Consider the following 12,247-nt stretch of genomic DNA (forward strand, 5'->3'; position numbering starts at 1 on the left):
AATTGACAGAACGTCACCCGTGATTATGTTCGGTCCCAGTTCTTGAGGGGGAATGTCGAAAGCATCCAGCCGACAAATGTGATGACGAGGCTTTCGGGCCTGTTGTCCGTGGCTGGAGGGCGCGACAATCCGAACAGAGGAGGCGTCGGTCGGGAGGCCGGCGTTGGGTGGAACGTGAATTCAGCAACGGCATTGCCGGCGGTCGAGCAAGTGCCTAGTGGCCAGGCTGTCGTCGATATTCTGGTGGCAGAAGGCGTCAAGGCGGTGTTCGGCATGCCGGGCGGCCACGTCCTCGGCATTTATGACGCACTCCATGGGTGCGCCGAAATCCGCAGCTATCTGGTTCGCCATGAACAGCAGGCCCCGGCTTTGGCGACGGGCTATTTCCAGCTGACGGGTGACCTCGCTGTCTGTCTCGTAACTGCCGGACCCGGCGCCACCAATCTCTTGACCAGCGTTGCAGAAGCCTATGTCGGTTCCATTCCGATGATCATTCTGGCCGGCAGGGGCGCAACCGCCACAGCCTTTCGTGGCGCCAGCCAGGAAGTCTCGACCGAAAAGATCTTTGCGCCGGTGACCAAATGGTCGGTCCGTGTCGATCGCGCCGAACTTTTGCCGGAGGTTCTCAGTCAGGCATTCCGGATTGCCCGCAGCGGCAAGCCGGGCCCGGTCTATATCGATATCCCGCGCGATCTCCTGACGGAAACGATTGCAGCGCCAAGGCCCAACCCGTCGCGTTCGGCGCGGCTGGCTGCCGATGAGCGGACGATCCGCGAGGCCGCGCGCCTTTTGGCCACAGCGCGCCATCCGCTTATGGTGGCAGGCGGTGGTGTCATTGCCTCGGGTGCCTGGGACGAATTGCGGACTCTCGCGGAATCTCTGGCGATCCCGGTCGTCACGAGCCTTTCCGGTCGCGGATCGATTGCCGATGATCATCCGCTGTCCGCCGGCGGGCTCGGCGCCCATCGCAACGGTCTTTCGAAGCGATTGCTGAAGCAGGCCGATGTCGTGATCGGTCTGGGCACCCGGTTCGAGGAAATGGAAAACAACTGGCGTCCCGGCTTCGTGCCGTCGCCCGAGGCGACCTATATCCAGGTCGATATCGATCCTGCGGAAATCTCCCGCAGCATTCCGGCCGGACTCGGTATCGTCGGTGATCTCAAAACGGTGCTCGGGCAGTTGAACCTTGCGTTGGCCGAAGAGGGGTTATCGGATCCGAACACGGATTTCCGCAACCATCCGCGAACGCGCGATTGCGCCGAGACGCTTGCTTCCATCCGCTCCGAACTCGAACAGAAGGGTAAGGTTGCCGGTGACTGCATCCACCCGGTGCAGGCCATTCGCGCGGTTGGCCGTCACCTGCCCAGGGATGCCTCGGTGGCGATCGATGTCGGTTGCTTGGCTCAGCATATGGCCGGCGCCTTTCCCGTCTTCGAGATTTTCGGGCCGCGACAGACAATCACGCCCTCGTCCTTTTACGGCATGGGCTTTGCCTCGATGGCTCTTCCGGCCGCCAGAATTGCCCGACCCGACCATCCGGCGATCGGGTTCGTAGGAGACGGATCGTTCCAGATGGTGATGCCGATCCTGGCGACCGCTGCGGAATACCGGCTCGGCGTGACATGGATCGTCCTGAACGACGCTGCTTTGGGTTCGATCCGCGATATCCAGGAGCATGCTTTCGGCAATCGCATTCTCGACACAGACTTCAAGCTGATGCCGGATCTGGCGGCACTTGCCCGCGCCTGTCATTGCCACGGCGAAACCGTTCGAAACCGAGCAGACCTAGATGATGCGATCGCACGTGCGCTTGCCGCCAATGAAAACGGCCAACCGGCCGTGATCGATATCCGTGTCGACCGCGAGCGACTGCAAAACACCTATGACCATTACCTCTTCTACGGCAGGTCCGAACCGTGAATGGCGCCGGAAGATGAAGCGCGGAGCAAGATTGTGACAAGACTGAACTATGGCCAGCCCTTGGATGGCATCACGCAGGTGGCGTTCACCGTTGCCGATATCGAGGCCGAAATCGACCGCTACAGCCGTGAGTTCGGCATTGCCCCCTGGTTTTTGCGCGGCCCCTTCACGCCGGAGAACGCGCTCTACCGGGGTCAGCCCACCCGCGTTTTGCTCAGCTTGGCGATGGCCTTTTCGGGCCATCTGATGATCGAACTTGTTCAGCAGCATAATGACGAGCCGTCTGTATATCGCGAAACGGTCGAAAGGACGGGCTACGGCTTTCACCATTTCGGGATCGCGACGGCAGATTTCGACACGAGGTCGGACGCTTACCGCAACAGCGGCTTCGAACCTGTCTTTACCGATCGGACGCCGGTCGGAACGCGGATCGCCTATTTTGACTGCAAGGGCACCATGCCCGGCATGATCGAACTCATCGAAATGAATTCCTCCCAGGAGCGCCGCTATTCGCGCATCTATGCCGAAGCGGCTGCCTGGGATGGAACCGACCCTATTCGCCGGATGTGATGCCGGACGATGGACACTAAACCAAGGAGGAGAACCTGATGTCCAGATTGAAGACGACCAGCCTTTTGACGAGCCTCGTTCTGTCGCTTGCCGCAAGCACTGCCTATGCTGCCGATACGTTCAAGTTCGCTGTCATCGATCCGCTGTCGGGCCCGGCCGCTGTCGTGACCGAGCGTATTCTCAATGTTCTCACCTATTCGGTCAAAGAGGTGAACGACAAGGGCGGGCTCAACGGCCAGCCGATCGAGGTTCTGACCTTCGACAACAAGATGTCGCCTCAGGAAACCGCCATCCAGGCCCAGAAGGCAATCGATCAGGGCGCCCGCATCCTGCAGACGAGCGTCTCCTCCGGCAACACATTTGCCTTGGTGGATTTCGTTGCCAAGTACAATCGCCGCAATCCGGACAACAAGGTCATCGTCTTCGACGGTGCCAGCCACGATCCGCTGACGACAGGCGAAAAGTGCAACTACTACAGCTTCTCCTGGGTTCTGAACGCCAACATGAAGACCAAGGGTCTCGGTGTCTTCCTCAAGAGCCAGTCTGATATCAAGAAAGTCTATCTGCTCAATGCCGAAGGCTCATCCGGCCAGACGACCCGCGCACGCGTGATGGACATGCTGAAAGAAATGCGTCCCGATATCGAGATCGTCGGTGATGAAACCCATCCGCTGCAGAAGGTCACGGATTTCGCACCCTATGTCGCCAAGATCCGCAGCTCAGGCGCCGATGTCGTGATCACGTCCGACTGGGGTGCCGATCTTGCGCTGGTCCTGAAGGCAGCCGGCGAAGCCAAGCTTGCGACCAAGTGGTTCACCTACTTCTCCACTGGCCCGGGTGCGCCGACATCCATCAAGCAGGCTGGTCTCGACAATCTTATCTATTCGGTCTTTGACGGCGATGCGGGAATCGACAATGCCGATCTCAAGGCGTTCGAAGAAAGCTTCCGCAAGGAAAAGGGCACCTCGGCGAGCCCGTTCCCCGGCGATACCTCGGCCGTGCGGGCTCTGAAGGCCGCGTCCGAAAAGGCAGGCTCAAATGATGTCGACGCACTGGTTGCCGCCCTCGAAGGCATCCAGATCAAGACCGTGTTCGGCGCCGATGCCACCGTCCGTCCGGACGACCACCAGATCATTACCCAGATGGCGATCTCGAGCTTCGGTCCGACCAAGGATGGCGGCCTTGACGAGGAAGGCACCAGTTGGGGCTGGCATACCCAGGCGATCATCCCGGCAACCGACATTACGCTTGAGCCCAAGGATTGCGAGATGAAGCGACCCTGAGGAGCCGGCACGTGGCGGTTTGACCGTCGCATCGTCCTATCCTCAAGACCTATGGAATGAGGTTGGACAATCGTTCAAGAATGGCGCGGGCCGATCGGGCCCGGCCAACAATTGCAAGGCGAGGAGAAAACATGGTCGAATATAATGTCATGGCCGAAGGGCTCGAATTCCCAGAAGGCCCGGTCGCGATGGAAGATGGCTCGGTCATCCTGGTCGAAATCAAGGCGCGCTGCATTACCCGCATCTTTCCGGATGGCCGCAAGGAGAAGGTCGTCCAGATGAGCGGCGCACCGAATGGCGCCGCCTTCGGTCCCGACGGAGCCCTTTACATCTGCAACAATGGTGACGGTTTCCTGTGGGGTGCTCCCGGCGGCATCACCCAGCCGGTTGGCGGCTCGCCGACCTATTCCGGCGGCCGTATCGAACGCGTTGATCTCGCAAGCGGCGAAGTTCGCGAACTCTATCGCGCTGTCGATGGCCATCCGTTGCTGATGCCGAATGATCTTGTCTTCGACCGTCAGGGTGGCTTCTATTTCACCGACCATGGCAGCCGGGAAGCCCGCAGCTTCAATTGCGGCGGCGTCTATTACGGCAAGATCGATGGCTCGATGGTCAAGGAAATCGCCTTCCCGATCACCACCGCCAATGGCGTCGGCCTGTCACCGGACGAAAGGACGCTCTATGTCGCCGAAACCGAGACCGGGCGGCTCTATTCGTATGAGATCACGGCGCCGGGCGAGATCGTAAAGCCCAACCCGGCTCGTCCCGGAGATCCCGTCCTGGCCCAGATCGAGGGCTTCAAACGCTACGATTCCCTCGCAGTCGAGGAAAACGGCAATATCTGCGTTGCGGGTCTCACACCGGGTTGCATCACGGTCATTTCGCCAGAGGGCAAGGAAGTCGAGTGCATTCCGATGCCGGATGAGTTTTCGACCAATATCTGCTTTGGCGGCGCCGACATGCGGACGGCCTATATCACCCTTTCCGGCAGCGGCCGCCTGATTTCCATGCGCTGGCCACGACCTGGCCTGCGGCTCAACTTTCAGCGGTTCTGAAACCGCCCCCCATCATATGCAAGACAGACTGGAACCGACATGGATGTGCTGATCTTCTCGCTGCTCAACGGCCTGCTTTACGGCATGCTGCTGTTCATTCTCGCCAGTGGCCTGACGCTGATCTTCTCCATGATGGGGGTGTTGAATTTCGCCCATGCGAGCTTCTTCATGCTCGGCGCCTATTTCGGCTTTGAAATCAGCCGTTGGACGGGCTTCTGGGTCGCCCTGATCGCCGCGCCGCTTCTTGTCGGCTGCGTCGGCGCCTTCGTCGAACGGTTCGGACTTCGGACTGTCCACAAATATGGCCATCTTGGCGAACTGCTTTTCACCTTTGGTCTCGCCTTCCTCATCGAAGAGGTCGTGCAGATGTTCTGGGGGCGCTCACCGCTCGATTTCCGGGTGCCGGAAGCGCTTGATTTCACTGCCTTCACCCTGTTCGGCGCCGGCTATCCAGCGTTCCGCATCTTCATGCTGGTCGTGTCCGTCGCCATCTTCGCGAGCCTGTTTCTGGTTCTGACCCGGACCCGCGTCGGGCTCATCGTGCAGGCCTCGCTCACCCATCCGGACATGGTGGCCATGCTGGGGCACAATGTGCCGCGCGTCTTCATGCTGGTCTTCGGTGCCGGCAGCGCTCTGGCAGGACTGGCGGGCGTCATCGCGGGGCCGGTGCTGATCACCCAGCCGTCGATGGCCGCAGCACTCGGACCCATCCTGTTTGTCATCATCGTGGTCGGCGGTCTCGGTTCGCTGACGGGCGCCTTCATTGCCTCGGTCCTGGTCGGCTGCATCCAGACCTTCGCCGTGTCGATCGATCTGTCGCTTGCCGATTTGTTCGGCCTGTTCGGCGCCGCTGAGGTGCCTGCGATACTCGGCGATCTCCGTGACGTGACCGTCGCCCAGATCGGTCCCATCATTCCCTACCTGCTTCTGGTCCTGGTGCTGATTTTCAGTCCGACCGGCCTGATCGGCAAGCGCAGCTGAACCGAAGCGAGAGAGGATCCAAGTCATGACCCCCATTGCAACCGCCGCACCGGCCACCGGCTGGCAAGCCAGAAACCACACAATCGCAATCACGGGCTGGATCGTGCTTGCGATCGTCCTGGTGGTGCTGCCGCTCGTCTTTCCCGGACGATCGGCCATCAGCACCTTCTCCTATCTCGGAATCATGGCGATCTTCGCCCTGTCTTATAATGTGCTGCTGGGTCAGGCTGGATTGCTGTCGCTCGGCCATGGCATGTTCTTCGGCTTCGGCGGTTTCATCACCGTCCTCGTCTTTCAGCTCTGCGAGGAAAGCGGCGTCAACTTTCCGTTGCCGCTTCTGCCCCTCTTCGGAGCGGTCGGCGCGAGCCTGTTCGGTATCCTGTTCGGCTGGATCGCGGCCGGGCGCGGCGGCATGACTTTCGCCATGATCACGCTCGGCCTTGGGGAACTGGTGCATGCCGCAAGCTTCATTCTTCCGAGCTTCTTCGGCGGTGAAGAGGGCAAGGGCATTGACCGGACGATGACAGGAAGCCTTTTCGGCTTCGATTTCGCGACCCAGATCGAGATCTATTATGTGATCGTCGGCTGGTTCTTTATCTCGGCAGTGCTGCTCTTTCTCGTCACGAAAACCCCCTTCGGCCTCCTCGCCAATGCGGTGCGCGAAAATGCGGAACGGGTCGAATTCGTGGGTTTCAAACCCTCGCGCATACGTTTCCTCTCCTTCGTCATCGCCGCCTTCTTCGGTGGTATTGCCGGAGGGCTGGCCGCGCTGAATTTCGAAGTGATGACGACATCCGATATCGGGGCGGCGCAATCGACGCTCGTTCTTCTCATGACCTATATCGGCGGCATCCAGAACTTCTTCGGGCCGGTGATCGGCGCCATCACGATCGGCATCATGAAGATCTGGCTCTCGGACATCACACCCGCCTGGCAGCTCTATTTCGGCATTCTCTTCATTTTCGTGGTGATGTTCGTGCCCGAGGGTCTGGTCGGCATTCTGACGGCAGCCCGCCGCTATTTTTCCAGCCCGATGCGGTTTGCACTGGCCCCGGCAACATTGCTTGTCGGCCTGACAGGCCTCGCCACCGCCATCGGACTGAGCCTCATGATCGAGCTTGGCTATCGCTCCGGCCTCGATGCTGCGAAGGGGCCGGTGCTCAGTTTTTTCGGCCTCGCCTTTGATGTCCAGTCCGCTCTCTCCTCGACGCTCGGCGCCACACTCCTGATCGGGGGCTTCCTCGCCACCCGACTTGCGCTTTCCCGTCTGGAAGATCGCCGGCACAACCTGACAACCCAACTGCAAACCGGAGGCGCGGCATGAGCCAGTCCAGTCCTGAAATCGCGTTGAGCCTCAAGGATGTCCGCAAACGCTTCGGCCCGGTCGAGATTATCCGCGGGGTCAATCTCGATATCCGCAAGGGAGAACGGCATGCACTGATCGGCCCGAATGGCGCCGGGAAATCCACCCTGTTTCATCTGATCAGCGGCAGACTGCAGGCCTCAAGCGGCACGATCAGCCTCAATGATCGACAGATACAGCAGATGCGGCCGGCAGACATCTGCCGCGCCGGCCTGTCACGCTCTTTCCAGATCACCAACGTGTTCAAGAAACTGACGGTGATCGAAAACCTGCGCAGCGCCGTTTTCTGGCGGCTCGGCTATAAATATTCGCTGTTCCGCATGGTCTCCGGCCTTTCGGATGTCGAGCAGCTTTGCGAGGAACTCCTCCACCAGATCGGCCTCGAACATCGCCGTGACAGCCAGGCGGATGTCCTCTCCTATGCCGAGCAGCGTGCGCTCGAACTCGGCCTCGCCATTGCCGGCGGCGCCGACGTGCTGCTGCTCGACGAGCCGATGGCCGGTATGAGCCATTCGGAAACGCACCATGCGCTTGAGCTCATCAAGCGGGTCTCGCAGGGCAAGACGCTCCTGATGGTCGAACATGACATGGGCGTGATCTTCGATCTCGCCGACCGTATTTCCGTGCTGGTCTATGGGCAGGTGATCGCCACCGGCACACCCGAGGAAATTCGCGCCAACGAGCGTGTCAAGGAAGCCTATCTCGGCACATCGATGGACGAACTCAAGAAGGAGGTCTCGGCATGACGGCCCTGTCGAAAGCGCCTTTGACGGAAGAACTCCTCGATATCCGAGGGCTCCATGCCTTCTATGGCAAGAGCCACATCCTGCATGGCGTCAATCTCACGGTCGGCAAAGGCGAGATCGTCAGCCTGCTCGGCCGCAACGGAGCGGGTCGTTCCACGACACTCAAGGCCATCATGGGCGATGTTGCAACGCGTGGCTCGGTGTTCTGGCGCGGCAAGGATATTGCCGGGCTCAAACCACACCAGATTGCCTATCACGGCATCGGCTATGTTCCGGAGAATCGCGACATCTTTGGTGCGCTCACGGTGCGGGAGAACCTTGTTCTCGGCCTCAAGCGCGGTGGCCCGGGCCGCTGGTCGATGGAGGATATCTTCGATCTCTTCCCGGTGCTTCGCGAAAGGGCCGATACACGCGCCGGCGTGCTTTCCGGCGGCGAGCAGCAGATGCTGACCATCTGCCGGACGCTCATTGGCGATCCCGATCTCATCATGATCGATGAACCGACCGAAGGGCTGGCTCCGCGGATGGTCGAAGCGGTCGGACGACTGCTGGCGCGCATTGCCGAGCGGGGAATTTCCATTCTGCTGGTGGAACAGAAGCTGGTGATCGCACTCGGGATCAGCCATCGGCTCTATGTCATGGGCCATGGCGAGATCGTCTTTGAAGGTACACCGGCCGACCTGATGGCCAATGATGGTATCCGCAGCGAGTGGCTGGAGGTTTGAATGTCGATGGAGATGCAAATGCGGAAGAGAACCAAGCCCGTCGCATTGGTCACGGGCGGACGGCAGGGGCTGGGGCGTGCAATTGCGATTGAAATGGCCGACAAGGGCTTCGATCTGGTGATCATGGATCTGGTTGCCGACGAACGCGCCGACGAAACGCTCGCGACCCTCGCAGCAAAGAGCGCCGCCGCGCGGTTCGTCACGGGAGATCTCGCCGATCTGTCGAGCCATTCGCAGATCATCGAGGAGGCCTGGAATGCATTCGGCGGCGTGGATTGTCTGGTCAACAATGCCGGTGTCGCCGCGCGACCTCTGACCGACATTCTCGATCTGTCGCCGGAAGCCTTCGACTTCAACCTCGGCATCAACCTGCGCGGCACCTTCTTTCTCACCCAGGCCATGTCGCGGAAGATGCTGGCGGAACCGGACACATCCTTCTATCGCTCCGTCATCTTCATCACCTCGATCGCCGCCGAACATGTCTCTATCGACCGGTCGCAATATTGCGTCTCGAAGGCCGGGCTGTCGATGACCGCCAAGCTCTACGCCGTCCGGCTTGCCGCGGCAGGGATCCATGTCCATGAGGTCCGGCCGGGTTTCATCAAGACGGATATGACAGCGTCCGCCAGCACCGCGAAAATCGATGCCTATATCGAATCCGGCGGTGTGCCGCTCAGGCGTTGGGGACGCCCCGAGGATGTCGGCGCGACAACGGCGACACTCGCCTCCGGAGCCATGCCCTATCTGAATGGGCAAGCGATCTATGTCGATGGCGCCTTTCATCTGCCCATAGCCTGATTTCGTTTGAGACCTGGATGCCTGGTTGCGCGGCGGCAGACGCCGCGCGATTTTGCATGTCCAGATGCCACGCAATATGTCCGTTAATTGGACTTTTAAAATACCAAAGAAAACAGTTGAAAGCGCCTAATTACTTGGGCTATTCGGAATTAAATGGATCTCTCGTTAAGTCAACGAATTATTAAGTCCAATATGTGAACTTTATGATCTCAGGATCTTGTGCGCAGGACTGGACCTGCAGGAGGAGGAAAAATGCTGCAATCCGCTGGAAGCTCAGAAGCCGTTCTGTCTGTCGATGGTGTCGAGGTCACCTATTTCTCTGCCGGGAAGGATCATCCGTCCCGGCCGGTGCTTGTCATGGTTCATGGCACCGGTGGCACGACAGACAGCCATTTCGGATATCTGTTGCCGCTTCTGGCGACGCGTCAGAAGGTCGTTTCGCTCAATCTTGCCGATCCGGGTGGACGCCTCGAACTGTCACAGCTCGTCCGCCAGGTCGAAGCCGTGATCCGCCATGTCGGTGGCGGCTCCAGGGTCGCACTGCTTGGCTACTCGCTTGGCGCTGTGGTTGCCGCAGCCACTGCTGCCGCGCATGCCGATCTCGTGGCATCGCTGGCGCTCGTCGCCGGCTGGATGAAGACGGACACCCATCAACGTCTTCGCAACCGGGTCTGGCGGACATTGCGCAACGAGGGGTCGACGGCGATTCGCGAATATATGACCTTCTGTGCCTTTTCGGCCCGCTTCATGGCCGAAAAGAGCCTCGACGATATGCTGGCAGCGGCCCAGATGCTGCAACTGACGGATTTCGTCGATCGCCAAATGGATCTCAACACCCGCATCGACCTGACGGCAGAGATTGCGTCCATCAAGGCGACAACGCTGGTGGTCGGCTGCACCTTCGACCAGATGGTGCCCAAGCACCATTCGAAGGCCCTGTTCGGCGCCATCGAGGATGCCCGCTATACGGAAATCGCGTCCGGCCATGCTGTCGTCTTCGAACGCGCAGCGGAGCTTTTCCATGTGGTGGACAGCTTTCTCCGCCAACCGTCACGCCATCCGGCTGGAAGCCTGCTTCCGGCACTGAAGCCATGATGACCGATCAGCATCGAACAGGACAAAGGGAGCAGGACATGACCAATATATCCAATCACAGCAAGATCATCATCGTCGGCGCGGGCTTTGCCGGTCTCGGCATGGGCATCCAGCTCGTGCGTCACGGCGAGCGTGATTTCGTCATTCTCGAAAGGGCCGCCGATGTCGGCGGAACCTGGCGCGACAATCACTATCCGGGCATCGCCTGCGACGTGCCTTCGCACCTCTATTCTTTCTCCTACCGGCTCAATCCGGAATGGTCGCGGGTCTTTTCTCCGGGTGGCGAGATCCAGCAATATCTGCGCGATTGCGCCCGCGAAGAGGGTCTTCTGCCGCATATCCGCTTTGGTGCCGATATGCAGTCGGCCCGTTGGGATGATGCCGCAAATCTCTGGATGGTCGAAACGCCGCTCGGCACCTTTACCGCCCAGTATCTGATCACCGGCACCGGCCATCTCGCCGATGGCCGTTTTCCCGATGTCGACGGACTTTCCGGGTTCACCGGCCAGGCCTTCCATTCTGCGGACTGGAACCACAACGTTTCGCTTGAAGGCAAGCGGATCGGCGTTGTCGGTTCCGGTGCCTCGGCAATCCAGATCGTGCCGGAAATGGCAAAAGTGGCTTCAGAGCTTGTGGTGTTCCAGCGAAGTGCAGCCTATGTCATCCCGCGCTTCGACCGGCATTATTCGGAAGCGGAGAAAGGCCTGTTCCGCCGCGATGCCGAAGCGATGGAGGCGCTCCGTTCGGAGGTCTTCTGGGGCGGCGAATATAATTATGCCCAGCGCCGCAATGTGCCGCGGTTCCTCAACGAGGCCAAGACCATGGCGCTCGATCATCTGGCAAAGCAGGTGCCGGACCCCGAGCTGCGGGCGAAACTGACTCCCGATTACGAAGTCGGCTGCAAGCGCCTGCTGATTTCGAACGAGTATTTCCCGAGTTTCCTCAAGCCGAATGTCACGCTCGAGACATCGGCGCTGGCCCGGGTCGAGGGATCCAAAGCCATCAGCGCCAAAGGCAATGGCTATGATCTCGATGTGCTCGTCTTTGCGACCGGGTTTGAGGCCGTGCGTCCGCCCTTCGCCAAGCGGGTTTTCGACAAGAACGGCGTCAGTCTCGACGCCCATTGGGATCTCGGCATGCAGGCCTACCGGTCGATTGCGGTCAACGGCTACCCCAATCTCTTCATCATCAATGGACCCAATACCGGCCTCGGCCACAACTCGATCGTCTACATCATCGAGGCGCAGGTCGATTATATTCTCGGCGCGCTCGGTTATGCGCAAGATCGCAAAATCAAGGTCATGGAAGCCGGCCGCGAGGCCGAAGACGCCTATATGGAGGACCTGCATAGCCGCAGCGAAGGCACGGTCTGGCTCGATGGTGGTTGCAAAAGCTGGTATGTGGACCCGCGCAGCGGTCGCCTGACCCTGATCTGGCCCGATTATGCCCATGCATTCCGCGACGAGAACGGCACTTTCGAGCCGGGCGGCTATCTCATGGATGGCATGCTTCAAGCGGCTGCAGACTGAGGAGATCGACCATGCTCTTTGGCAAAACCCTTGTTATCACGGGCGTTGCGTCCGGGATTGGCGCGCGGACGGCGGAGATGGCGCTCGGCATGGGTGCCGACGTGGTCGGGATCGATGTGCGCGCGCCGGCCAATCCGGGCCCGAATTTCCTGCAGGGTGACATCTCGTCACCTGCCGGAATT

11 protein-coding genes and 1 pseudogene are annotated in these 12,247 nt (G+C 60.0%); all 12 read left to right on the plus strand.

Going from position 1 to position 12,247, the window contains the following annotated elements:
• The first annotated feature begins 174 nt into the window (after positions 1-174).
• Complete coding sequence (locus tag Q4481_RS19570; RefSeq protein WP_304378078.1) at positions 175-1,920, plus strand: thiamine pyrophosphate-binding protein; 1,746 nt, start codon at positions 175-177, stop codon at positions 1,918-1,920.
• Positions 1,921-1,953: 33 nt separating this feature from the next.
• Positions 1,954-2,490: a VOC family protein gene (locus Q4481_RS19575; RefSeq protein ID WP_304378079.1), complete on the plus strand. Its 537-nt coding sequence runs from the start codon at positions 1,954-1,956 to the stop codon at positions 2,488-2,490.
• 38 nt (positions 2,491-2,528) lie between these two features.
• Entirely contained in the window at positions 2,529-3,773 is a 1,245-nt protein-coding gene (locus Q4481_RS19580; RefSeq protein ID WP_304378080.1) for a branched-chain amino acid ABC transporter substrate-binding protein, read from the plus strand.
• A 131-nt stretch (positions 3,774-3,904) separates the two neighbouring features.
• A complete protein-coding gene (locus Q4481_RS19585; protein ID WP_304378081.1) occupies positions 3,905-4,828 on the plus strand; it encodes an SMP-30/gluconolactonase/LRE family protein in 924 nt (307 codons plus the stop codon).
• Positions 4,829-4,867: 39 nt separating this feature from the next.
• Positions 4,868-5,809, plus strand: a complete 942-nt coding sequence (locus tag Q4481_RS19590) for a branched-chain amino acid ABC transporter permease (protein WP_304378082.1) — start codon at positions 4,868-4,870, stop codon at positions 5,807-5,809.
• Between the two features lie 25 nt (positions 5,810-5,834).
• A complete protein-coding gene (locus Q4481_RS19595) occupies positions 5,835-7,133 on the plus strand; it encodes a branched-chain amino acid ABC transporter permease (protein WP_304378083.1) in 1,299 nt (432 codons plus the stop codon).
• Positions 7,130-7,918 (plus strand): ABC transporter ATP-binding protein, encoded by a 789-nt coding sequence (locus Q4481_RS19600; RefSeq protein WP_304378084.1) that lies wholly within the window; start codon positions 7,130-7,132, stop codon positions 7,916-7,918. The genes Q4481_RS19595 and Q4481_RS19600 overlap by 4 nt, the downstream gene beginning before the upstream one ends.
• Positions 7,915-8,643 (plus strand): ABC transporter ATP-binding protein, encoded by a 729-nt coding sequence (locus tag Q4481_RS19605; RefSeq protein WP_304378085.1) that lies wholly within the window; start codon positions 7,915-7,917, stop codon positions 8,641-8,643. The genes Q4481_RS19600 and Q4481_RS19605 overlap by 4 nt, the downstream gene beginning before the upstream one ends.
• A gap of 18 nt (positions 8,644-8,661) precedes the next feature.
• Entirely contained in the window at positions 8,662-9,441 is a 780-nt protein-coding gene (locus Q4481_RS19610; RefSeq protein ID WP_304378086.1) for a 3-ketoacyl-ACP reductase, read from the plus strand.
• A 252-nt stretch (positions 9,442-9,693) separates the two neighbouring features.
• Positions 9,694-10,536 carry an alpha/beta fold hydrolase gene (locus Q4481_RS19615; RefSeq protein WP_304378087.1) on the plus strand — a complete coding sequence of 281 codons (843 nt, stop codon included), beginning with the start codon at positions 9,694-9,696 and terminating at the stop codon, positions 10,534-10,536.
• A 38-nt stretch (positions 10,537-10,574) separates the two neighbouring features.
• Positions 10,575-12,065 carry a flavin-containing monooxygenase gene (locus tag Q4481_RS19620; protein ID WP_304378088.1) on the plus strand — a complete coding sequence of 497 codons (1,491 nt, stop codon included), beginning with the start codon at positions 10,575-10,577 and terminating at the stop codon, positions 12,063-12,065.
• 11 nt (positions 12,066-12,076) lie between these two features.
• Positions 12,077-12,247, plus strand: a pseudogene (locus Q4481_RS19625) (coniferyl-alcohol dehydrogenase); the annotation flags it as partial.

It is taken from the genome of Fluviirhizobium alvei (genome assembly GCF_030551875.1).
GTDB lineage: Bacteria > Pseudomonadota > Alphaproteobacteria > Rhizobiales > Rhizobiaceae > Rhizobium_E > Rhizobium_E alvei.

What these genes read in the sequence shown, in the direction of transcription:
- Q4481_RS19580 (WP_304378080.1), top strand. Translation starts at nt 2,529, where the DNA reads ATGTCCAGATTGAAGACGACCAGCCTTTTGACGAGCCTCGTTCTGTCG.
- Q4481_RS19585 (WP_304378081.1), top strand. Translation starts at nt 3,905, where the DNA reads ATGGTCGAATATAATGTCATGGCCGAAGGGCTCGAATTCCCAGAAGGC.
- Q4481_RS19600 (WP_304378084.1), top strand. Translation starts at nt 7,130, where the DNA reads ATGAGCCAGTCCAGTCCTGAAATCGCGTTGAGCCTCAAGGATGTCCGC.
- Q4481_RS19605 (WP_304378085.1), top strand. Translation starts at nt 7,915, where the DNA reads ATGACGGCCCTGTCGAAAGCGCCTTTGACGGAAGAACTCCTCGATATC.
- Q4481_RS19610 (WP_304378086.1), top strand. Translation starts at nt 8,662, where the DNA reads ATGCGGAAGAGAACCAAGCCCGTCGCATTGGTCACGGGCGGACGGCAG.
- Q4481_RS19595 (WP_304378083.1), top strand. Translation starts at nt 5,835, where the DNA reads ATGACCCCCATTGCAACCGCCGCACCGGCCACCGGCTGGCAAGCCAGA.
- Q4481_RS19590 (WP_304378082.1), top strand. Translation starts at nt 4,868, where the DNA reads ATGGATGTGCTGATCTTCTCGCTGCTCAACGGCCTGCTTTACGGCATG.
- Q4481_RS19620 (WP_304378088.1), top strand. Translation starts at nt 10,575, where the DNA reads ATGACCAATATATCCAATCACAGCAAGATCATCATCGTCGGCGCGGGC.
- Q4481_RS19615 (WP_304378087.1), top strand. Translation starts at nt 9,694, where the DNA reads ATGCTGCAATCCGCTGGAAGCTCAGAAGCCGTTCTGTCTGTCGATGGT.